This window comes from Brevundimonas sp. GW821-FHT09G01 (genome assembly GCF_059416065.1).
Genome location: NZ_JBWKOL010000001.1, coordinates 672940 through 695306 on the forward strand (window position 1 = coordinate 672940; position 22367 = coordinate 695306).

Below are 22367 nucleotides of genomic sequence, written 5' to 3' on the forward strand. Positions count from 1 at the left end.
CCTATCGCCAATGACCAAACGCCCTAATGCAGCCTCGCACTAGACGGCAGGGAATTCAGAAATGCTACTTTGGCCCAGACGGTAGTAATTCTGGATCAGGCGTCGAGGAGCAATTGTGGATTCAGCAGAAATTTTGCGCGGGTTTTGCGAGGCTAGGGTCGGCAATCAACCGTGACAAACGCGGGAATCAAACAGGGCTGGTTACACTGGCCGAACCCTTCCTTGCCGACGGCCGCCTGCGCCGGTGCGGCGGCGAGGCCCGACCACTGAACGCCGCCTATCGCCTGTACCGGTCCGGCCGCCGCCAGGTTCAGAGCGCCGCGGAGCGCGCTTTCACTACCTGGCTCCGCCGGGAGATGACCATCTCGATCGACGCCTTCAACATGCTGACCGCCTGCCCCGTGAGCGGGCGACCTGAGCCGCTTACGGCCGTCGGCGCTTTATGACTACATGGATTCAGGCACGCGAACCGCGCCTGAAACCCTCCCCGTCGGCGAGACCAGGATAGCTAGGGCCCGTTGGACCCGCCGGCCCGACGGCGCAGCCGCTTCGCCCTGACTGGCGCGAGGGGGCGGAGCCCTTGGCGCTGTCGGCGGCGTGCGACCCGTGCCCGTTGTCCCCCTGCCCGCTTTCACTCGGCAGGGAACCTTGGACGGGGTCCGCCGTTTCCGGCGCCGTCGTGAAAGAGAGTGGCGTGATGTCCTACTACTGCATCGTCAACCTGCCAGGCGCGCCGGTCCGCGAGATCGCGGCTCTCGGCGCGGCGGACGACGAGGCGGCGCACGCGGAACTCGCCCGGCTGGCCGAGCTCTGGCCGGCGTTCGAGACCATCGCCCTTTATGACGGCGAACGCGCGGTCTCGGTGCTGGCCAATCCCGCCTTTGGCTTCTGCTCGGAGCCGCTTGAGCTGCGAACCCTGGCCGCTTGAGCCGTCCCGGCTGACCCTGCTCGGCGACTCCCTGACCGCCGGCTACGGCCTGCGCCCCGGGGGCGGCCCTTCCGGTCCGGCTCCAGGCGGAGCTGGAAGGACTCGGCCGGCCCGTGACCAACGCCGGCCGTTCGGGCGCGCCGGATGGCTTCGGGCCTCTTGCTCCGAACCTCTCCGCCTCCGCTCAGCGCCGGGCGGCGGCCTTGTCGCCGCGGACCAGGGCCTCGACCTCGTCCTCACCGACATTGGCGTTGTCGCCGGGCGTGGTCATGGCCAGGGCGCCGTGGGCTGCACCGAGTTCGGCGGCGCGCCGTCCGTCCTCGCCGTTCAGCAGGGCGTGGATGACGCCCGAGGCGAAGGCGTCGCCGCCGCCCACCCGATCTAGGATTTCCAGATCGGATCGCAGCACCGAGACGTGCCGATCGATCCGGTCATGGAAGACGCCCTGCCAGCTGTTCGCCGAAGCGCTGCGCGGATCGCGCAGCGTATAGGCGACGCCCTTCAGGTTCGGGAACATGCCGAAGGCCAGAGTGGCCGCCCTAGCCGGGGGCGCGGGATCCGTCGGCCAGCCGCGGCGACCGGCCCAATCGTCGGTCAGCCCCAGACAGGCGCGCAGTCCATGGTCATCGCCGAACAGCAGGTCGGCCTCGGCGATGATGCAGCGGTTCACCTCGCGCGCCGCCGATGGATCGGGATGGCTGTTCCACAGGCTGGCGCGATGGTTCAGGTCGTAGGAGACCGGCACCCCATGCCGACGCGCCGCCTTCACCGCCGCGACGGCGGTGCGCGCCGTGCTCTCCGACAGAGCCGCGAAGATGCCGCCGGTGTGGAGCCAACGCGCGCCGCCGGAGCCGAACAGGGCGTCCCAGTCGAAATCCTCGGGCGTCAGGGCCGAGGCGGCGGAGTTGGCCCGGTCCGACACGCCCAAGGGCGCCCGGACGCCGAACCCCCGCTCGGTGAAGTTCAGTCCCATACGGGTGTTCCGCCCGATGCCGTCCCACTCGCGCCACAGGACATGACGGACATCGACCCGCGCCGAGGCGATCAGGGACTCGGTCAACACGCCCAGTTCGTTGCGCGGCAGGGCTGTCAGCACCGCGGTCGGACGGCGGAAGGTGCGGCTCAGGCCGCGCGCGACGTTGTACTCGCCGCCGCCTTCCCAGACGTTGAAGGCACGGGCGCTACGCACCCGGTCCTCGCCGGGATCGAGGCGCAGCATGACTTCGCCCAGAGCGACACAGTCCCAGGCCCGGCCTTCGGCGGCCGGGACCGCCCAGCCGGTCATCGGATCATTCATGCCGGGCGGCAGCCGAACAGGGCCAGATCGATGCTCTCGGCCATCAGGCGATACCCTTCATCGCTTGGATGCAGGCGGTCGTCGCGGCTGGCTCCTTCGCGGAAGCCCTCCGGTTTGGCCGGGTCGCGGACAGCGGCGTCGAAGTCGATCACCCCGTCGAACACCCCGTCCTCGCGGATGAAGCGGTTCAGCGCCTGCCGCGTGCCCTCGGACACAGGCTCATAGCGCTCAGAGCCCTCGAAGGGCGTCAAGGTGCCGCCCATGACGCGGATATTCCGGTCATGCAACCGACTGACCACCTGACGGTAGCCGAGGATCATGTCCGCCGCGTTTCGTCCCGGGCGGGCCGGATCGCCGTTGTGACGGATGTCGTTGATGCCCTCGAGCAGGATCACATAGTCGACCTGCGGCAGGGCCATGACGTCACGGTCCAACCGCGCGAGGGCGGAATGGCTGCGGCCGTGGTCCATCAGCCTATTGCCGCTGATGCCCTGGTTCAGCACGACGATTTGGCCCGGGCAGGTCGCCTCGAAGCGGCGCGCCAGAAGGCTGGTCCACTCCCGGTGCGCGTCCAGCGTCGCCGTCGCCCCCTCGGTGATGGAATCGCCCAGGGCGACCACCACGGTCGGGGCGCTGTCACGCTGGGCGTAGACGGCTGAGATGACGTTCTGACGGCGGACGACGCGGGCGCTGTCCGGCACGTCGCCACGCCCCTCGACGATCCGCACCGGCGTGCGACGCACGGCCGGCTGGGTCGCCTCCGGGAAGTGGATGCTCAGTGATACGTCGCCGAACGCCGGCACCGTCAGCGCGACCGGATCGCTGATCCAGGCCGCCCCGACCGGGATGACCACCTCGCTTCGGCCGCCGAAGGTGACGGGCACGACGGCGCCTTGCCTGTTCGTCAGGCGCGCGGACAGGTCGTCGAGGTGCAGGGGGGCGACGCCCAATTCGTTGGTGACACGGAACCGCAGGGCGGTCGCCGAAGTCCCCATCCGCATATCCTGACGCACGGTCTGTGCGTTGAACAGCACCGGCGCCTCGGGCGTTCCATCCTTGCGGTCCGGGGCCGCCGAAGCGGTCCAGGCCGCGACCCAGACCGGCTCGCCGGAAGCGGCCAGGGCTCGGACGGGGCCGGCCGCAAGGACCAGGGCGGCGGCGCACGCCACGGCCGTCATCATACCACGCATCGTCAGCACCCCTCGGCGTTCAGGATCAAGAGAAGAAGGTTCCGCCGTTCACGTCGACGTTGGCGCCGGTCATGAAGCCGGCCGCGTCGGACGCCAGGAACACCGCCGTCGCGGCGGCTTCCTCAGGACGCCCTTCGCGACGCAGAGGCGTGCCGTTCGCCACGGCCTGGCGGACTTCGGGCTTGGTGAAGTCGTCATGGAAACGGGTCGAGATCATGCCGCAGCACAGGGCGTTCACACGAATGCCCTTGGGGCCCAGTTCCTTGGCCATCGAGCGGGTGAAGGTCATCACAGCGGCCTTCGACGTGGCGTAGATCGCCGCGCCGGGACCGCCGCCGTCACGGCCGGCCAGCGAGGCGAAGTTCACGATGGCGGCGCCCGCCTCCATGTGCGGAACCACGGCCTTTGTGGTCAGGAAGACCGACTTCAGGTTCAGGTCCATGACCGTGTGGAAGAAGCCTTCGTCGATCTCGGCCAGCGGCTTGCGCGCCACCATGCCGCCGGCCGTGTTGACCAGCACGTCGATCTTGCGGCCGAAAGCCGCCTGGGTCGCGGCGACCAGCCCGTCCACGGCCGCGGCGTCCGTGACGTCGGCGCGGTGCAGGATCGCTTCGCCGCCGGCCTCCTGGATCAGGCGCAGAGTTTCCTGCGCGCTGGCTTCGTCATTGGCGAAGTTGATGCAGACCTTCGCCCCCTCAGCCGCCAGTTGAAGCGAAACGGCCCGGCCGATGTCGCGGCCGCCACCGGTGACGATGGCCACCTTGTTCTTGAACGTCATGTCTGTCGTGGTCCTAAGGGAAGAAGGGATTGGAAACGCTGTCAGGCCTGGTCGCCCGGAGCCCGGGCGCCGGACGTCTCGCTGTCTGGAGCATCCAGCTTCCGGACCGGTCCGGTGATCCACCAGATCGCGATCAGGCTCAGCGGGATGAGCGACGCCACCAGGATGAAGATCGGGGCGTAGGAGACCTTGGTCATCGTCGGCACCAGCCAGGTGGTGATCAGGGTCCCGGCCACGGCCGCCATGCCGCCGACGCCGGCCAGCGACCCCACGGACTTGCCGTGGAACAGGTCGCCCGGAATGGTCTGGATGTTGCCGATGGCGACCTGGAAGCCGAACAGAACCACCGCGATGGTCAGCACCGCCAGGGTCGGGTCGGTCGCCAGGACGGCCCCTAGCAGCGCCGGCGCCATGATGACGCAGCCCAGGGTGATGACCCACTTGCGGGCGCGGTCGGCGCTCCAGCCCGACGCGATCAGCTTGCCCGACAGCCAGCCGCCGGACAGGCTGCCGATCATGGCGCCGACGAAGGGCACCCAGGCGAAGATGCCGATTTGCTTGATGTCGAAGTTGAAGGTCTCGGCCAGATAGATCGGCAGCCAGGACACGAACAGCCACCAGATCGGGTCCAGGAAGAAGCGCGAGAGGACCAGGCCCCAGCTCTGGCGATGGGACATCATCTGCTTCAGCGTCGGGGTGTAGATCGGACCGACCGGGCCGCCGGCGTCGGCCTGGGCGTCCAGGATCAGGACCCGTTCGGCCTCGCTGACCCAAGGATGCTTGTCCGGACCCGCGCGGTAGATAACCAGCCAGGGCAGCAACCAGATGAAGCCCAGGGCGCCGACAAGGATGAAGGTGCCCTTCCAGCCCAACCACAGGAACAGCAGGGCGATCAGCGGCGCCGAGATGATGGCGCCGATCGAGGCGCCGGCGTTGAAGATGCCTTGGGCGAAGGCGCGTTCCCTGGGGGGGAACCACTCTGCGTTCGCCTTGACCGCGCCCGGCCAGGCGCCGGCCTCGCTGATGCCCAGCACGGCGCGGAAGACGCCGAAAGAGGTGATCGAATTGGCGACGGCGTGCAGGGCGATCGAGATCGACCAGACCCCGATCGACAGGGCGAAGCCCATCCGGGTGCCGATCTTGTCGAACAACCGGCCGAAGACGAACTGGCCGGCCGCGTAGAACAGCATGAAGACGGTGACCAGAAGAGCGTAGTCCTCCTTGGTCGCGCCAATGTCGTCGGCGATCTCCGGCCACATCACCGCCAGGGCGTTGCGGTCGATGTAGTTGATCACCGTGGCCACGGCGATGAGGCCGATGATCAGCCACCGCACTGCGGATCGTTTCTGCATCACTCTCGCACTCCCGTCACGGGTCGGTCGCCTGCGCGCCGGCCTCTCTATCGATCCAGTCGGGCCCAGGGGCCGCTCCAGCGCCAGGTCTGCCCGTCGGCCGAGACCGAATGGGCCACGCCCGCCGTCACATCGTCGGCTATGCCCAGGGCCAGGGTCTTGCCCGAGGCCAGTGTCAGGACGATCACCTCCGCCCCGTCGCCGCGCACCCGTTTGACGTCTTGAATGCGGCTGTCGGCGCCGGTCACCGTCTCGGCCGTGCCGTCGTAGCGACCGTGCGGCTCGAGCACGCCGAAGAAGGACACCTCGGACTGGCCGTCGACACGCTGGATCAACAGCGGCTCGCGACGCAGGTTGAAGCTGGGGTCGTTGGCGCCGCTTTCGGCGAGGATGGCGCGCGACGGCGCGCTGGCTCCGAAGCGCCAGGTGTAGAAGCGGCCGTCCAGCAACCAGGTCAGGCTTCGGGTCTGCTCCGCCGCCGCCGTGGAGGCGTCGACCCACAAGTGCTGATAGCCGTCGGCGCGGCCGAGCACCGGCCGCTCGGCCACGGCCCGTTGAGCTTCGAAGCCGACGTTCATGATGTGGCCGTTGTAGTGCAGCGGCAGGTCGAACCGCGCCGCCGTCGAACTGGTGGCCCGCAATAGGTCGATGACGATCGGCAGGCCCAGATCCGGATGCTCGACCAGCGCCTGGGTGCGGGTGAAGACCACGCCGTCATAGGCCCCTGTCTGGCGGGCGGAAACGATCTGGGTCCCCTCCCCCTTTTCGAAGAACAGCACTTCAGGCGCCCGATCCTCGCCGATGCGCCAGTCGCCGCCGAACTGGTTGCGTTCGTTCACCACCAGGGTGTTGTGCGCGACGGTCGCCTTGGCCCAGCTGTTGTTCTCCGGCAGATAGATGCCGCCCGCCTTGGCCTCGATGTTCAGGAACCGCGCGGCGCCGTAGTCGGTCACCACCCGCTGGCCGTTGTCGTAGAAGAGCCAGTTCAGCTTGTCGAAATGGCCGTGGCCCATGCCCATGGCCGTGGCCTTGAACACGAGGGCCTGACCGTCCTCGCCGTTCTCGCGCAGGATGCCTAGGCCGCCGTGCGCGCCGTCGGCGCCGTCGCGCAACAGAATCGAGCGGAAGTCGAACGGACGCGCCCGGCCCTCCGCCACGCCCTGGGCCACGCGCAGGCCGTCCGGCGACAGCAGGGTGCGCCCTTGCCGCTCAGCGATGGACAGCAGGCCGGAGTCCTGCGATCGCGCATAGGCGACGGCCACGCCGGTCACCAGTTCCTCGGTGTCCAGCCCCTTGTCCAGGATCGCGTCGTTGATGGGGATGAAGTAGCCGCCGTAGCTGGACTGGATCACCGCGTCGACGGCCTTCAACAGCACGCCGTCACGGTGGTGGAAGATGCCGCGTTCCGGGTCGTTCTGTTCGATCGTCCGCGCGAAAATGATAAAGGGCGCCAACGCATAGCGCTGATAGTACGGCCCTTCCTCGTAGTAGCCGTCCGGCGAGAACAGTTGATTGATCTGGGCGATGAAGCCGGCCGAGCCATCCCTTTTGAGACCCATCAAGGCCTTCTCGGACATCTCGGCGTCGCGCAGGACGTAGCCGGTCATGCCGACGGCGGCGACGGCCCAGGTGGCGTGGTTGTGGATGCGCTCGAAATTGTTCGGCGTCTCGTCCGACAGGAAACGCGCCATGCGGCGGAAGACCTGGCCGTCGATCTTCTCACGGTCCTCGGCGCTCAGCGTCTCGCGGATCGCGTCATAGCCCTGGATCGAATAGACCAGCCAGACGGAGTCGTTCAGCGTCTGCCAGAAGATGCGGCCCGGAATCTGGCCGCGTCCGGCCGGGTGGGCGCCCAGGGTCGGATACAGATCGGCGTACTTCAGCAGCAGGTCGCGCGCGAAGTCGGCGTAGGCGCGATCGCCGGTCAGGCGGTACAGGGCCCCGGCGTTATAGATCGCCTGATAGTTCCGCTTGTGCTGTTCATGGGTATAGCCGCCGCCCGGATCGCGCGGGACCGGCACGTCGATCTCGCGCCCCATGGCGGCGCGCACCATCCGTTCGACCCGCGCCTGCTCGGCGGCGAACATGGGATACTGACCGCCAGCCTCGGCCATGCGCCGCCAGTCGTCGGGACTGGTCAATACGGGCGTCGTCGCCGTCCGGGCCTGGACCACGGCGGACGGGACCGCAGCGGCTGCGGCAGGCGTCGCGCCGGTCACCGCTCCGGCCAGCAGCAGGGCCGACAGGGAAAGCCTGAGGATCATCACAAAGTCTCCGGCAGGACCGCCACCGAGGCGGCGTCGGACTCAAGCGGCGGCGTGCGCACCAACTGGTTGTCGCGAACGACCAGTACGGGTTCACCGACACGATGGCTGAAGCGAATGGCGCCGCTGTCGGTCAGCCGGTTGCCCGTGACCTCGGCGAACTGGACCCCGCGCATCAACAAGGCGGGGGTCGTGACGGACCCCGCCTTGTCGAAGACCGCGTCGGTCACCGACAGGCGCGGCCCAAAGGTGCTCTCGTCCGTACCGCCGCGATACAGGTCGACAACCGGCCCGCCGACCCGGCGAAAGGTCCCGCCTTCTATCCGGATCGTCTCGACGTTGTAGGTCCCACGGTCGTCGGTTTCGGCGGCGGCTGAAACGACCGCGCCGCTGACGTTGTCCACCGTGACGCCCTTGAGCAGCACCCGATCCGCCATGCTGCCCTTGCCCAGGGCGATGACATCGAACCCTCGATTGACGATCAGGTCCGAGACCCGGCTGTCCTCGACGATGATCTCGAAATTGGCGGCGTTCGAACCGGCCGCGACTCTGATCACCGCATTGCCGACCTCGTCGGGCGCGTCGCGCCCGGTGACGGCCACGCGCGACAGCTTCAGCGAGCCGCCCCGTTGGAGTTGGAACAGCGCCGGACGGGAGAAGGAGATCTCGGCCTCACCCTCGGCGGGTCCTCGCACCGTCAGCGGGGCGTCGACGAGGATTGTGCGATCGACCGAATAGCGTCCCGCGGCCAGGGTCAGTACAGCGCCGGGCGCGGCGGCTTCGGCCGCATCGGCCAGAGCGCCCTCGCCGGGCGGCACCGCCACCTCCCCGCCGGTGTCCAGACGGGGTTGCTGGCCGTGCTTGGGATACCAGTCCACCCCCGTGCCGCCCCGGGCCACGATGCGCAGGTCCCGCGAGGCGCCGACGCCGTCAAGCCCGTTCGGGACCAGAAGCCCGCCGGGTCCGCGGGTCAGGGTGACCGCGCGGCCCTCGAAGCCCCGGGTCAGGCTGTCCGATACCGCCGGGCTCTGGATGTTTCCCGCGAAGGCGATGCCGGACAGATCGCCCAGAACACGTACTGGATCGCGGCGGCCGTCCGCGGCGACGATCAGGTTGTTGGCGAAGCGGCTGTTGATCGGCGCGGCCGACCGCTCCTCATCCATGCCGGCGCCCAGGAAGATGCTGCGCGCGCCGATGATGGTGTTGTTCTCGATCACCGCATTGTCCACCTGATGGTAGCGGTTGATCGGCGAGTCCGGCACGCCGTACATGATGCTGAAGGCCGAGCCGAAGCCGTCGCCCGCCAGGCCTTCCATGTAGTTGTTCCGGACGGTCTGGTTTCCGTTGATGATGCGTATGCCGCCGGTGTGCGGCTTGTTTCCGCCGATGAAGACGTTGGACTCGACCAGATTTCCGGCGCCGTGACGCAGCACCAGGGCCCCGCGCGATTGGAAGAAGACATTGCCGCGGTAGGTGTTGCCGCCCGACTTGTTGGAGACGATCTCCACCTCGCCGTCGCAGCCCTCGAACCAGTTATTCTCGACCACGGTGTTCGATGCCGACAGGGAGTCGGCGCTGGAGCCGACGCGGATCGTCTCGCCGCCGTTCGAGCCCAGGTTCGGGCGCGGGCCGAAATAGTTGTGGTCGATGCGGTGCCGGTTATCGAGCCCCTGCTGCTCGTCGCGGACGACGACCAGGGTGGTGCCCAGATTGGTTTTGCCCGTCAGATGGTTGTGGTCGAAGCGATTGTGCGAGCCGTACAGGGCCACCCAGTTGTCCGAGGTCCCGCGATCCGGCTTGTTGAAGCCGTCGATGACCACGCCGGTGACGCGGCTCTCCACCGCGCGACGATCCCGCGAACGGCGGAACGAGATCACCTCTCCGGTCGGTGAGTAGCCGTCACGAAAGACGAGGTTCGACACCACCAGCTGCCGACCGGCCATGCGCAAATTGGATTGCCCCGACAGAATGACCCGCCCCGGCGTCTGGGCCGTCAGGGTGATGGGGCGGCCCGGCTGCCCCTCGGCGTCGAACAGGATCTGGAAGTCGGTCCATACGCCGTCCGCCAGGACGATGGTGTCGCCCGGTTTCGCGGCGCGAACGGCCCGCTGATACGCCTGCGGATCGTTGACCACGGTCGAGGTCTGGGCTGCGGCGGCTCCCGCCCAAAGCAATACGGCCGCGGCGGCCGCCCATCTGGCAAACATTCTCGCCTCCCATTCGGTCCGGCTTGACGCGGACTCGCTGACGGCTCTGCGGCCGACAGGGGGACGCTAACAGTAAGAACCGGCCGCGCCAACCACTTGGTTCTGAAAAACCGGTATAGATTACAGACCAATTGGTCCGGTCGATTGTCGCTAGACTGCTCGGGTGCTGATCAGGAACCGTTCGCGGCTGGCCGCCGTCTGGCGTTCCAGCTCCTGCTGCGCCTGGGCCGCGCTGGCGTCTAGCATGGCCGATAGAAGGCGGTTGAAGTGGGCGCGCATGGCGCGCCGGGCGCCCGACGGATCGCGCGCCTGAAGAGCATGGAGAATGGCCATGTGCTCCTCGACCCGGGAGGAGTCGTCGATCTCGCAGATCGCCTTGTGAGCGGCCATCACCTGCGGCTGCTCGGTCCGCATGCGCCACAGGGTTTCAATGGTGTGCAAAACGGCGACATTGTTGGCGGACGCCGCGATGACCCGGTGAAACTCCCGGTCGGCGGCGTCGGCGTCCAGGTCGGGATTGCTCCCGTCCATCGACCGGACAAGATACTCAAGACGCTCCAGCGCCTCCGGCGTGATCACCGAGGCGGCCAAGGCGGCCGCTTCGGATTCGAATAGGGAGCGGGCCTCCGTCACCTCGAAGGGACTGACCGTCGGCAGGGCGTGGGGGGCCGCGACGCCGCAAACGAAGACGCCGGAACCCGTCTTGATGACCAGCTTGCCCTGGGCCTGCAGCGCCACCTCGGCTTCACGCACCGTGACGCGGCTGACGCCGAACTGCTCCGCCAACTCGCGTTCGCCCGGCAGCTTCGCGCCAGGGCCGTAGCCCTCATCCGCGATCAACTGCAGGATCTGTTCGGATACGGTATGGAATAGGCGCTTCTGACTCATACGTGCAGCCTAGCCGAACCGGGGCGTCGGGCCAATCGGTCCGACACCCCTCACTCGATCAGAACCTGCGCCGCATCGAGACGTAGTATTTGCTCCCGTAGGCGTAGTAGCCGCGGGTCGATCCCCACACCGGCATATCCTCGATGCGCGGTTCATCGGTGATGTTGATCGCCTCGAACTGCAGTCGGGTGTCGCGGCCGAACTGGTAGCTGGCCCGCAAGTCCACCGTTCCTGCCCCATGGACGTAGCGCAGCTGCGAATTGCCGCCGACGAAGTCCTGATAATAGTCGGAGCGGTACTTATAGATCGCCTGCAGATCCAGGTCGCCGATCTGGTAGTAAATCTGGGCCGACAGAACGTCCTTGGACAGACCCGAAAGACCGGCGGGCGGGATCATGCCCTCGGTCACCACCCCCGTCGCGGCGTCGATGACATCGCCCAGGCGGACATCCTCATTCTCGAAGTCCAGGTCGGCGTAGCTGTAGCTGACCTTGATCCCCAAGCCGTCGAACGGCGCCGGCAGGCTTGAGAAGCGGTAGGCTCCCGTGACCTCGAAACCCAGCAGGGTGCTTTCGTCGTCGCTGTTCTCGGTCTGGACGACCGGCACGGTGACCGATTGGCCATCGATGACGAAGGTCTCGTCATAGGCGACGGGCCGGAAGCCCCCGGTGAACTGCTTGGCGTATACCGCCAAGGCGAACATCGAGTCGCGGTTGGCGTAGTATTCCAGCGACAGGTCCGCGTTCCACGACATCAGCGGCTCGAGGCGCGGGCTGCCGTTGGCGGTGATGTTGCGCAGGGCCTCGGCCACGTTCGAATAGTCCGCGCCGCTGTCGACGGTGATGATCCGCCCCGCGCCCAGGGCGCTCGGCGCCGGACGCGACATGGCGCGGAAGAGACCGCCACGCAGCAGCAGGTCGTCCTTCAGCTCGAAGGTCAGGTTCAGACTGGGCAGCCAGCGCGTGGTGCCGTGCTCGATGACCGTTTCATCGAACTCGCCGGTCGGGACCAGGCTGATCGTGCCGTCGCCGTTGTCCACCACGTTCAGATCGGCGCGCAGGCCCTTGGAGGCGACCTGCGTGTCCACGACACGCAGACCGACATTGCCGCGGAACGGCAGGTCGCCGGCCATGCCGGCGAAGCTGGCCATGCCGTAGCCGGCCCAGACGTCTTCCGAGACGTCGCGGTTCTCAACGGCGCGGATGTCGAGCGGCAGGCCGGTGTCCGGCACCCCCGAATAGGCTTCGAACAGACAGACGGCGTCGAAGGTCGCCCATCGTTTGATGCTGTTCGACGACGAGCTGTCCAGGAAGTCGGTCTGCGGGAAGGCCGTACGACACAACAGGTTGGCGGCGCGGTCCACCGCGCGATCGTCCTGGGTGAACTCGACCCGATTGTCGAAGTCCTTGAACGTCATCGTCGAGTAGCGGACGCCGGCGTCAAAGGCGGTGAAGAACCCGTCCGAAGGCTCATAGGTGGCGTCAAACCGGCTTGCGAAGATCTCGTGATCGCGCTGGCTCTGGTCGCGGCGGATGCGGGCGTCGTCGCTGAACAGATCGTGGTTGGTGATGTCGAAACGTGGATCGATGGTGAAGGTCGGGACCGGACCGTTGCGCAGATCCATGGTGTAGGGCACCCGCTGATTGTTCATCGGGGTGCGGACGCCGTAGATGTCCAGCGGATCCGAGCGCAGGCGAACATTGCGGTCGGTCTCGTTGCGCAAGGTGTGCGACCAGGACACGTCGCCCCTCAGGGTCAGGGACTCGTTCACGAAATACTCGACGTTCAGACCCGCGCCCTCATAGGTCTCGGAACGGTTCTTGAAGGTCGAGTTGGTCTCGATGGAGCTGTTGCCGGTCACGGCCAGCAGCACGTGGTTCTCGTCAACGACCCGATTGGTCAGGCCATAGCGGCCTTCCGAAATGCCCAGCTCGTTGCGCCGCTCATTGTAGGAGCGATCGGAGTACTGATAATCGAGGTTGATGTTCAGGCGGTCGTTCGGCCGCCACTGGATCGCGCCGAACCAGGCGTCGCGGGTGTCGTCTTCCTCGATCTGACGGAAGATGTAGCTGTTCGGAACCAGATAGAAGGGCGTGCCGGCCGCGGCCTGGGCGCGTGACACCTCGGCGCAGTTGCCGGTCTGGGTGGTGCTGGCGTTACAGGCCACCCAGGTCGAGCTGGCGTTGTAGACCTCTTCCGGATTGGTGACGTCGTTGCGCTGGAAGCCCAGCGACAGGCCGAGCTTGCCCAGACCGCCCAGATCGAACTGGTCCACGAAGCTGAGGGTCCCCCGATAGCCCGGGGAGGGCTCGTTCAGCAGCCGATCCTCATAAGGATTGTAGTTGATCTTTCCCTCGATCTGGATGCGACGTCGGTTGAAATCCAGCGGCCGCAGGGTGCCGAGTTCCACCAGGCCGGACACGCCGCCCTCGATCAGATTGGCCTGCTGGGTCTTGTAGACCTTGATCTGGTTGATCAGTTCGGAGGGGAACTGGTTGAAGTTGACCGATCGGTCGCCGCTGCCGTTGGAGGCCTCGCGACCGTTGAAGGTGGAGGCGCCCAGGAACGGCCCCATGCCGCGAATGGCGATTTCAGATGCGCCGCCCTTCTCGCGGTGGGACGCCGCGCCGGTGATGGTCTCGATCGCCTCCCCCACCGACAGGGCCGGCAGATCACCGATTTCATCGGCCGTCAGGGCGTCCACAATGGTGGCTTCCTGGCGCTTGGTTTCTATGGAGGTCTGCATCGTGCGGCGGGTGCCGGTGACGACGACCTCGTCGAGGGTGGCGTCCTCGGTGACGACCGGGGCGTCCTGGGCGAAAGTCGGCGCGGCGGCCGCCCAACAGATCGCCGACGCACCCGCCAGCAAGATCGACCGACCACGCGCGACTGCGCGCGGCCTCCGCGCGCCAAAGCAAACCTGCATGCGGCCCTCCCTTGAGCCTTTTGTTTTGTTGGCCCGAAGCTTCCTTGGGCGGACCACTAAGTCAAGCCAGTTGGACCGGTCTTTCAGAATTTATAATATACCAATTGGTTCGCTTTCTGCGCATCGATACGCCGAAAGGCGCTTTGCGGGGACCGGTTCAAGCGAGCGTTGCAGGACAGCCACGGTAGGCGCGTCCGTCGGGCGCCGCTCATGGCGCAAGGTCGATGCCGGGGGACGGCTGGCGACGCCCCTCACCCTCCCAACACGCCGGCGGCCATCCCCCCACCAAAGCAACGCCGTGACCTAGAGCGTAAAATGACGGCGCGATTGCGCCATGGAGCGGACCTCGGCGCCGCAGCCCCCAACGGGCCGCTTCTACTCAAGTCGCCTTGCTAGCGTCGCTTCACCACGCGGAAGTTTCGGGCCGAAATCCAGCGGTCTCGCAGAAGCGCCGCCCGCAATCGTTGCTCGCGAAAACACCCAGCGCGACACGGCTGAAGCCCATGCCCTTCGACCATGTCTCGGCCGCCCGCAGCGAGCTCAGCTCACGAGGAAACGGCAACCTGTCGATTTGACATTGATTTCAATGGACCGGAATCGCGAAAGCCGGAGAAACCGACAACCGCGTGTCGGCTTTTCCGGCTCCAGATCTCCGCCTGAGCCCGTGCCGGCCGCTAGCGCGGCCCCACCGCCGGGCAACCCAGCCCGCCTTCGTTGCTGATCAGGCCGATCTCCGCGACCGACACGCGCTGGTTTTGCCCTGATCGAAGCAGGAACGGCGTTTCCAGAGCCGCCACGCCCGAACCATCCCCGTCGAAACAGGCCAGCGGAATCCGGATCGAGCGCCAGACGCCCGGACGGGCGTCGCGCAATAGTGGCGCGATGTCGGTGCGCGCCCGCCCGAAACCGAGCTCCAACGGTCCGGAAAGCGGCCCGTCGAGACGGATCGAGAATCCCAGCACCATGTCGCCGTTACGTTGGCGGGACAGATCGACGGGCGGTCCCGTGATCAGGGCTTCGGCCGGCCCGCTGAACGTCAGGCTCATCGCGCTTTCCTGCGCCGCGCCGTCCGTCGATCGAACCTGCAAGGCGCCGCGCGGGCTGGTCGCGGCCAGAATAGCGCCCGCCCGGCTGTCGCCGCCCTCGTCCCGCAGCATCAACGACCAGGGCGACTGGACGCGGCCGTCGGTGAAGTAGCGATCGACATTGCTTCGGCTGACGGTCACGCCGGGATCCTCGGACAGCGCGCCGGTGCGGGCCGGCGCCGCATAGCTGAGGCCGTAGCCATAGGCGAACTGCGGCGCATAGCCCGGCTCGCCCACGTTCAGGACGTCCTGGCCCGCGTCTCGCGGCCAGGAGAAGGACAGACGGCCCGTGAAGTCGAACGGCGCCCGGCCGTCGGGACCCGCGACCAGCACATCGGCCACGCCGGCCCCTTCCGTGCCGGGCAGCCAGGCCGCGACGAAGGCGTCCGAGGCGTTGATCTCCGGGTTCGTCCACAGCGGGCGTCCGCTGAGGAAGATCGAGACCGTCGGAATGCCGGCCGCCTTGTAACGGCGCAGCAAGGCCAGCGGCCCCTCGGGTTCGAAGTCGAGGGTTTCGATATCGCCCTGGAATTCGGCGTAGGGCGTTTCGCCGAACACGACGATGGCGACATCCGGCCGGGCGGCCCATGATCCGTCCGCACTCAGTTCGGCGGCGCCGCCGCTCGCCTTCACCGCGGCCTCGAGCCCCGCCCAGATCGAGACGCCGCCGGGGAAGTCGGCGTTGGTCGTGTCGGCGCCCTGCCAAGTCACCGTCCAGCCGCCGGACGCCTGTCCGATGGAATCCGCGGCGTCGCCCGCGACGAGGACGCGCGCGCCGGGCCGGATCGGCAGCACGCCTTCGTTCTTGAGCAGGACCAGGGATTTCCGGACCGCCTCGCGCGCCAGGGCGCGGTGCTCCGCTGAACCGAGGATGTCGGCGCGCCCTTCAAGCGACCGATCGCGATCGAAGACCCCGAGCTTGATCTTGACCCTGAGGATGCGACGCACGGCGTCATCGAGGCGAGCGGCCGGGATCTCCCCTGCCCGTGCCTGCGCCAAGGTGTTTACGTAGAGGTTGCGCCAGCTGTCCGGCGCCATGAACATGTCCAGCCCGGCGTTGATGGCTTCGGGGCAGCTTTCGTTGCTGCAGCCGGGAATCTGGCCGTGGGCGTTCCAGTCCCCCACGACAAAGCCCTCGAAGCCCATTCGCCCCTTCAGGACATCCGTCAGCAGCGAGTGGTTGCCCGTGATCTTCACGCCGTTCCAGCTCGAGAAAGAGGCCATGACCGTCAGGACGCCGGTGTCGATGGCCGGCACATAGCCCTGGGCGTGGAGGGCGATGAGTTCGGCCTCCGGGATCACCGCATCGCCCTGGTCGACGCCGTCCGTCGTGCCGCCGTCCGCGAGGAAATGCTTGGCCGATCCGGCGATGTGATCGCGCGAGAGAGACCGGCCCGCCACCAGTTCGCCCTGCAGGCCGCGCGTCATGGGTCCCGCGTAGCTGGAGACGATCTCCGGGTTCTCTCCGTAGCCCTCGTACGAGCGGCCCCAGCGGTCGTTGCGCGGCACCGCGAGGGTCGGGCCGAACGTCCAGTCCGCCCCCGAGGCGGCGACTTCCTGGGCGGTGGCCGCGCCGATCCGCTCGATCAGGCCCGGGTCACGCGCCGCGCCCAGGCCGATATTGTGCGGAAACAGGGTCGCGCCGACGATATTGTTATGGCCGTGGACGGCGTCGATGCCGAACATTAGCGGAATGGCCGCGCCGGGACGGTTCGCCGCCGCCGCGCGGAAGGCGCGGGACAAGGCGACCCAGTCCGCCAGCGGCGCCCGTTCGTTGCCGCCCGGGGCCGAGTTTCCGCCCGCGAGGATCGATCCGATCGGATAGGTCGCCAGATCGGCCGGCGTCACGGAGCCGATGTCGGCCTGGATCAGCTGGCCGACCTTCTCCTCGATCGTCATGCGGGCCAGCAGGCCGTCGATCATGGCCTCCGTGCGCGCGTCCGTGATCGCCGCCGGGCTGGCCGCTGCGGGCCATACGGCGGGATCGGCCGTGGCGCTTCCGATGTTCTGAGCCTGGGCTGTCAGAGGCGCGCAACCCGAAAGAACGGCCGCCAGGGCGGCAGCGCACAGAAGCGTTCGGCGGGACACGGACATGCTGAACCTCGAGACGACGCGATACTGAAAAAAGCGGCGACGCGTCCAAAGGACCGCGTCGCCCCAGTTCAGGAGATTAGAAGTTGGCGCGCAGGCGCAGGCCGGCGGTCCGTGGCTGGTTCAGGAACAGGACATTGACGACCTGATCGGAGACCAGCTGCTTTTCGACGACGGTCTCATCGAACAGGTTGTTCACATAGCCCTCGATCCGGTAGCGGCCGCTCGACGGCTCCCAGCCGGCGCCGATGTTGACGGTGACATAGCCCTCCTGGCGCGCCCAGAAACCGCCCGCGCGCGCGTCGGTGCTGCGCAGGTACGGGCTCGAAAGGGGGGCGTTCGGGTTGATGGTGGTCCCGGCGACCGACGCCTTGAAGGCGTCATAGGCCGCCTGCCCTGCCGGATCCGCCGGCCGCGCGGTGAATTGGATCACCGGCAGCTCGTTGTAGATGTTGAGGTAGTAGGACGAGCGATAGTTGGCCAGCAGGTGGAAGTCCGCCCTCCCCCCGAACAGGTCGATGGTCTGCTGCAGATGGGCGTTCAGGTTCACCTTGGACACGTTCGGCAGGTCGTTGCCGCCGATATCGACGTTGAAGTTCGGCGTGCCGTCCCCGTAGTCCGTGCCCCGGGTGTCGGTCAGCGCGCCCTCGTCCGCCTGGGCGTCGATATAGGAGCCGATGAGGTCCAGACGCATGCCGAACGGCAGGTCGAAACGGGTTTCGATTTCGAAGCCCTGGATGGTCGACTGGGCGACGTTGATGTTCTGCTGCGAGAAGCCGGCGCTGGCGCCGCCGGGACCGCTGCCCAGGGACACCAGCGTCTGGAACACCTGGTCGGCATAGTCGTACAGGAAGATGTTGGCGTTGACGTCGATCCGGCCGCTGGCGGGGCGGAAGGTGTTCTTTGTCCCCAGTTCGAACAGGGTCACGGATTCCGGCGCGAAGGTCGGCGCCGTCGATACGCCGTTGATGACGATGGTATCGTTGAAGCCGCCGGACTTGTGGCCCGTCGAAATGGCTCCGTAGAACAGGTTGTCGGTCGTCAGGTCGTACTCGAAGCCGATGCGGTAATCGCTGAACGAGTCCTCATACGATCCAACCTGCTCTCCCGGGGCCGAGATCTGGAAGAAGCTGTGCTGGCCGTTGGGAGGGCAGACCTGTCCGCCGCCGCCCGGCTGGGTGTCGGGGCGATTGACGCAGGTTCCGTTCGGCCGGGAGCCGTCGGCCACGCCGGCGATCTGGTCCAGGAAGGTGTCGCGCGCGCCAGGGGTGAAGGCGCCCAGGAAGTAGCGCGCGGCCTCCTGATTGTTGCCCGGCGTCGGCGGAGCATAGCTCGCTCGACCGGTGAAGTTAGGCCGGAAACCCTCGGTGCCGAGGCGCGTGGTGAAGCAGCAGCCGAAGCCGTCCGAGCCGAGACCCAGCACCCAGTTGCCGCCGATGCCGCGCCGGGACTTGTTCTCCTCGGTGTAGCGATAGCCGGCCTTCAGGCGCAGCTGGTCGGTGACCGGATAGGTGACGTCGAAATAAGCCGCGAAGGAATCGGACTGGACGTCCGGGAAGGTGAATTCCGTACCCGAGTAGAACTGGCCCTTGTCGACCACGGACAGGAAGCCGACCTGCTGGCTTTCCTTGAAGTAGAACAGCCCGGTCGACCAGACCGTCTCGGCGCCGGGCGCGGACGACAGCCGCAGCTCATGGACGTCGGATTCCGACAGGGTCAGCCAGTACTGCGTGCCGAAATTGTCGTAGTCGACGTTGGCCGCTCCATAGCCCGGACGCACCACGCCCTCGTTGGACGCGTTGACCTGGTAGTAGTCCACGTTGCGGCGGCTGCCGGTGTATTCCAGCACCGCGGGACCGAAGTCGTAGGACGCGTTCAGCGCCAGGCCCCAGTTGTCGTTCTCGACCAGGCCCTGCGGGCCGCGATACAGGACCTCGCGCAGCTCCAGCTGATCGGGCGTGCCGCCGTTGACCAGGCCGTTGCGGATGTTGGTTGCGGGATAGCCGGTGCCGCGCTCGGATTCGAAGTCGCCCATGAAAGTCAGGCGGAAGCGCTCGTTGGGCTGGTAGAGGTAGGTCGCGCGCGCCGAGAACAGCTGCTGCTCGCCGGTCGGATCCAGGCTCTGGTCGTTGCCCACGTTCTCATAGGCGGTACCGCGATCCACGCCGTACACGGCCAGGCGCAGGGCCTGGTTCTCGCCGATCGGCATGTTGGCGGCGGCTTCGTATCCGGCCGTCTCCAGCGTGCCGACTTCCCCTTGGGCGAATCCTTCGAACACGCCCAGACGCGGCATGTTCGGAATGATGTTCAGCGTGCCGGCCACGGCGTTGCGACCGCGCAGGGTGCCTTGCGGCCCCTTGGCCACCTCCACCCGCGCGAGGTCGAAGAACAGTCCGCCGAGACCTCGGGGACGCGGAAGATAGACGCCGTTCAGGTGGGTCGCCGCCGAAGGATCGCCCAGCTCGGTGTTGTTGGCCGTGCCCACGCCGCGGATGTAGATCTGGACGTTGCCTTCCTGGTTCGAGATGGACAGGCCCGGGATGGCGGACTGGAGATCCTCGATCTGATCGATGCCAACGGCCCGGAGGTCTTCGCCGGTGATGACCTGGGCCACCCCGGCGTAGTTCTGGAGCGTCTGCTCGCGCCGTTCGGCGGTGACGACCACCTCTCCGATGTCAGTGGCCTCGTCCTGCCTTTCCGCCGCGGCGGCAGCCGGAGCCGTCTGCGCCTGGGCTGCACCGGCGGTTATGGCCAGAGACGCGCAGCCGAGCAGAAGCGAACGCTTGAACGTGGTCATGGTCTTCCCTCCCCGTGGACCCTGTTCACCAGGATTCCATCATACCGACGCGCTCACAGGCCCGTCCGTTTCCTCAGGTTACACTGTTCAGATTTGACAGCGCTGTCAATCTAATTTGACAGCGCTGTCACGGAGCCTCCCATCAACCGGCCGGATGGGTCGAGAACCGGTCGACCAAAGTATAGTCCACCCGTTCCGCATGGCCCGGTCGCCCGGCGGACGAGGGAAGCAGCAGCCGCGTGGCCGCCGCCGCCATCTCGGCCACCGGCTGGCGAATAGTGGTCAGGGGCGGCGTGCTCAGCATGGCGCTGGGAGTGTCGTCGAACCCACAGACCGCCAGGGCGGCCGGCGTCGCCACGCCGAGCGCGGCCGCGGCGTTGAGCACGCCGAGAGCCATGTCGTCATTGCTGGCGAAGATGGCGGTCGGGCGCTCCGCCCGGCTCAGGATGGCGGTTCCCGCCCGCCGTCCCGAATCGAAGGTGAAGTCGCCTTCAACGATCAGGCCGCGGTCGATCTCCAGGCCATGCCGCTCCATCGCCGCCTCAAAGCCTTCGCGGCGCTTGCGGCTCGCCGCATAACTGCCCGGTCCAGTGATGAAACCGATACGGCGGTGTCCCAGCGCGATCAGGTGGGCGGTCATGTCCTCCGCGGCCTGCCGGTCGTCCATGAACACCCGCATGCCGCGGTCGAGGTCGACCTCCGCGCCCAGCCGCACGAAGGGCGTGCCGTTGCGCTCAAGAATCTCGAGCACACGGGGATCGTCCGAGTTCGGCGGCGTCAGCAGCACGCCGTCGGGTTTCAGCGACCGCAGCAGGGCCAGGAGCCAGGACTCCAGGCTCGGCGATCCGTAGTCCACCAGTTCGACCATCAGGTGGTAGCCGGCCTTGCGGCATTCGACGAGCGCGCCGTATTCGAGACGACTGAGGTAGTCGTTGCCGCGCCCGCTGCGCCAGTGCTCCAGCGTCAACTCGGCGTCCACGAAGGCGGCGATCAGATAGGACGACGCGCCCGCCAGGGCGCGGGCCGACAGATTGGGCCGGTAGTCGAGGCTCTCGACGGCGGCCAGCACCTTGGCCTCGAGCTTGGCGCTGACATTCGGTCCACGGTTCAGCACGCGAGACACGGATTTTATGGAGACGCCCGCAAGGGCGGCGACATCGTAGATCGTCGCGGTCATCGTGGCGGCAGTCTCCCCGGTGACGGTGTCCAGTGGTCCGTCAGCGGGACTGATATGCGGTCTTCGCCGCGCATCACGCAAGATTTCGCTCGCTCCATAAATCGACATTGGCCACTGTCCGCGCACCATGAAGGCTGTCCAAGACCTTGAGGGCGGTCCCGCGACCCCCGTCCGAGCAGGCTTCATCGCCGTCCTGACCCTGGCCTATGTCGGGGCGTTCATCGCCTTTGTCCCCCTGCTCTCCCTGCTGGTTCCGCTGCAGGCCCAGAGCCTGGCCCCGGCTGACAAGATAGGCCTCCTCAGTCTCGTCACCCTTTGGGGCGCGCTGGTCGCCAGCGTCGCCAACATGGCCGTGGGCTGGGCCAGCGACCGGACCCGGCACCGGCTGGGGCGGCGCCGCCCGTGGATCATGGCCGGCCTGGCGGGCGTGCTCCTCGCCTATGCGCTCATCGCGGCGGCGCGGAGCCCGCTCGTCCTCGTCGCCGGCGTGATGCTGTTCCAGCTGGCCTTCAACATGATGTTCGCGCCGTTGACCGCCGTCCTGGCGGACCGTGTTCCCGATGGACAGAAGGGCCGCGTCGCCGCCTTCCTGGGCCTCGGTGCGCCGCTGGGGGCCGCCAGCGGCGTGCTGATCACCGCGCCGCTCTTCGCCGACACCGGGCCACGGATGACCCTGCTCGGCCTACTGGTCGTCGGCTGCCTCCTACCCTTCCTGCTGACCTATCGTGAAGGGCCGGCGGCGGGGGTTCCGGAACGGCGGTCCTGGTCCATTCCCCGGCTTTCGCGTGATTTCGGCTTCGCCTGGACCTCGCGTTTCTGCCTTCAGATCGCAGCCAGCGTCGTGAACGCCTACATGCTGTTCTATCTCGCCGATCACGCCCGCTACGCCGAGCAGTTTCCGGGATCGACCGTCGAGAGCGGCCTGGCCAGACTGATCGCCCTGTCCACGGTTCTCGTCGTGGTCTCCGGCTTCCTGGGCGGTCTGGCTTCGGACCGATGCAACCGGCGCAAGGGCTTCATCCTGCTCGCCGCCGGCCTGATGGCCGCGGGTCTGATGGTGTTCGCCGGCTGGCCCGGATGGCCAGGCCCGCTCATCGGCTACGGCCTCTATGGCGTCGGGTTCGGCCTCTATACGACGGTCGACGCCGCCCTGGTGGCGCAGGTTCTGCCGTCCCGCCGGGACGCGGCCCGCGACCTCGGGATCATGAACCTGACCAACACCCTGCCTACCGTGCTGGCGCCCGGGCTGGTCCTCGTCGCCCTCGGTGCGGACCGTCAGTCCTGGCCGCAACTGATGAGCCTGATCGCCGTGATCGCCCTTCTCGGCGGAGCCGCCGTGCTGGGGGTTCGGCGGGTGCGCTGATACGAGAGTTGTCCGTCGGCGGGA

General features: G+C 67.4%; 14 protein-coding genes. 3 read left to right on the forward strand and 11 right to left on the reverse strand.

What is annotated here, in order from left to right:
- The first annotated feature begins 113 nt into the window (after nt 1-113).
- Both AC07NB_RS03315 and AC07NB_RS03320 read left to right on the forward strand, forming a co-directional pair.
- Entirely contained in the window at nt 114-446 is a 333-nt protein-coding gene (locus tag AC07NB_RS03315) for a hypothetical protein (protein WP_494570906.1), read from the forward strand.
- Between the two features lie 251 nt (nt 447-697).
- Nucleotides 698-928 (forward strand): hypothetical protein, encoded by a 231-nt coding sequence (locus tag AC07NB_RS03320; protein ID WP_494570907.1) that lies wholly within the window; start codon nt 698-700, stop codon nt 926-928.
- Nucleotides 929-1112: 184 nt separating this feature from the next.
- Here AC07NB_RS03320 and AC07NB_RS03325 read toward each other — a convergent pair whose 3' ends face one another.
- The 11 genes from AC07NB_RS03325 to AC07NB_RS03375 form a co-directional block, all read right to left on the reverse strand.
- A complete protein-coding gene (locus tag AC07NB_RS03325) occupies nt 1113-2213 on the reverse strand; it encodes a sugar kinase (protein WP_494570908.1) in 1101 nt (366 codons plus the stop codon).
- 8 nt (nt 2214-2221) lie between these two features.
- A complete protein-coding gene (locus tag AC07NB_RS03330; protein ID WP_494570909.1) occupies nt 2222-3415 on the reverse strand; it encodes an SGNH/GDSL hydrolase family protein in 1194 nt (397 codons plus the stop codon).
- Between the two features lie 25 nt (nt 3416-3440).
- Complete coding sequence (locus AC07NB_RS03335; RefSeq protein ID WP_494570910.1) at nt 3441-4193, reverse strand: SDR family NAD(P)-dependent oxidoreductase; 753 nt, start codon at nt 4191-4193, stop codon at nt 3441-3443.
- A 41-nt stretch (nt 4194-4234) separates the two neighbouring features.
- Entirely contained in the window at nt 4235-5545 is a 1311-nt protein-coding gene (locus tag AC07NB_RS03340) for an MFS transporter (protein WP_494570911.1), read from the reverse strand.
- A 47-nt stretch (nt 5546-5592) separates the two neighbouring features.
- Nucleotides 5593-7809 carry an alginate lyase family protein gene (locus tag AC07NB_RS03345; RefSeq protein WP_494570912.1) on the reverse strand — a complete coding sequence of 739 codons (2217 nt, stop codon included), beginning with the start codon at nt 7807-7809 and terminating at the stop codon, nt 5593-5595.
- Nucleotides 7809-10016 carry a polysaccharide lyase 6 family protein gene (locus AC07NB_RS03350; RefSeq protein ID WP_494570913.1) on the reverse strand — a complete coding sequence of 736 codons (2208 nt, stop codon included), beginning with the start codon at nt 10014-10016 and terminating at the stop codon, nt 7809-7811. Before AC07NB_RS03350 ends, AC07NB_RS03345 begins: the two co-directional genes overlap by 1 nt.
- 150 nt (nt 10017-10166) lie before the next feature.
- Nucleotides 10167-10904, reverse strand: a complete 738-nt coding sequence (locus tag AC07NB_RS03355) for a FadR/GntR family transcriptional regulator (protein ID WP_291832401.1) — start codon at nt 10902-10904, stop codon at nt 10167-10169.
- A 58-nt stretch (nt 10905-10962) separates the two neighbouring features.
- A complete protein-coding gene (locus AC07NB_RS03360) occupies nt 10963-13773 on the reverse strand; it encodes a TonB-dependent receptor (RefSeq protein ID WP_494570914.1) in 2811 nt (936 codons plus the stop codon).
- Nucleotides 13774-14504: 731 nt separating this feature from the next.
- On the reverse strand, nt 14505-16838 hold the full coding sequence (locus tag AC07NB_RS03365; RefSeq protein WP_494570915.1) for a glycoside hydrolase family 3 protein: 2334 nt from the start codon (nt 16836-16838) through the stop codon (nt 14505-14507).
- Nucleotides 16839-17085: 247 nt separating this feature from the next.
- Entirely contained in the window at nt 17086-19803 is a 2718-nt protein-coding gene (locus AC07NB_RS03370; RefSeq protein ID WP_494570916.1) for a TonB-dependent receptor, read from the reverse strand.
- A 142-nt stretch (nt 19804-19945) separates the two neighbouring features.
- Nucleotides 19946-20980, reverse strand: a complete 1035-nt coding sequence (locus AC07NB_RS03375) for a LacI family DNA-binding transcriptional regulator (protein ID WP_291840947.1) — start codon at nt 20978-20980, stop codon at nt 19946-19948.
- A gap of 127 nt (nt 20981-21107) precedes the next feature.
- On the opposite strand from AC07NB_RS03375, the gene AC07NB_RS03380 reads away from it, so the two are divergent.
- Nucleotides 21108-22343, forward strand: coding sequence for an MFS transporter (locus tag AC07NB_RS03380; RefSeq protein ID WP_494570917.1), 1236 nt, complete (start codon nt 21108-21110; stop codon nt 22341-22343).
- Nucleotides 22344-22367: the final 24 nt, after the last annotated feature.

Coding starts and splice junctions, on each gene's coding strand:
- AC07NB_RS03365 (WP_494570915.1), bottom strand. CDS start 16,838: ATGATCGACGGCCTGCTGGCCCGCATGACGATCGAGGAGAAGGTCGGC.
- AC07NB_RS03345 (WP_494570912.1), bottom strand. CDS start 7,809: ATGATCCTCAGGCTTTCCCTGTCGGCCCTGCTGCTGGCCGGAGCGGTG.
- AC07NB_RS03380 (WP_494570917.1), top strand. CDS start 21,108: ATGAAGGCTGTCCAAGACCTTGAGGGCGGTCCCGCGACCCCCGTCCGA.
- AC07NB_RS03330 (WP_494570909.1), bottom strand. CDS start 3,415: ATGCGTGGTATGATGACGGCCGTGGCGTGCGCCGCCGCCCTGGTCCTT.
- AC07NB_RS03340 (WP_494570911.1), bottom strand. CDS start 5,545: ATGCAGAAACGATCCGCAGTGCGGTGGCTGATCATCGGCCTCATCGCC.
- AC07NB_RS03370 (WP_494570916.1), bottom strand. CDS start 19,803: ATGACCACGTTCAAGCGTTCGCTTCTGCTCGGCTGCGCGTCTCTGGCC.
- AC07NB_RS03375 (WP_291840947.1), bottom strand. CDS start 20,980: ATGACCGCGACGATCTACGATGTCGCCGCCCTTGCGGGCGTCTCCATA.
- AC07NB_RS03325 (WP_494570908.1), bottom strand. CDS start 2,213: ATGACCGGCTGGGCGGTCCCGGCCGCCGAAGGCCGGGCCTGGGACTGT.
- AC07NB_RS03335 (WP_494570910.1), bottom strand. CDS start 4,193: ATGACGTTCAAGAACAAGGTGGCCATCGTCACCGGTGGCGGCCGCGAC.
- AC07NB_RS03320 (WP_494570907.1), top strand. CDS start 698: ATGTCCTACTACTGCATCGTCAACCTGCCAGGCGCGCCGGTCCGCGAG.
- AC07NB_RS03355 (WP_291832401.1), bottom strand. CDS start 10,904: ATGAGTCAGAAGCGCCTATTCCATACCGTATCCGAACAGATCCTGCAG.
- AC07NB_RS03350 (WP_494570913.1), bottom strand. CDS start 10,016: ATGTTTGCCAGATGGGCGGCCGCCGCGGCCGTATTGCTTTGGGCGGGA.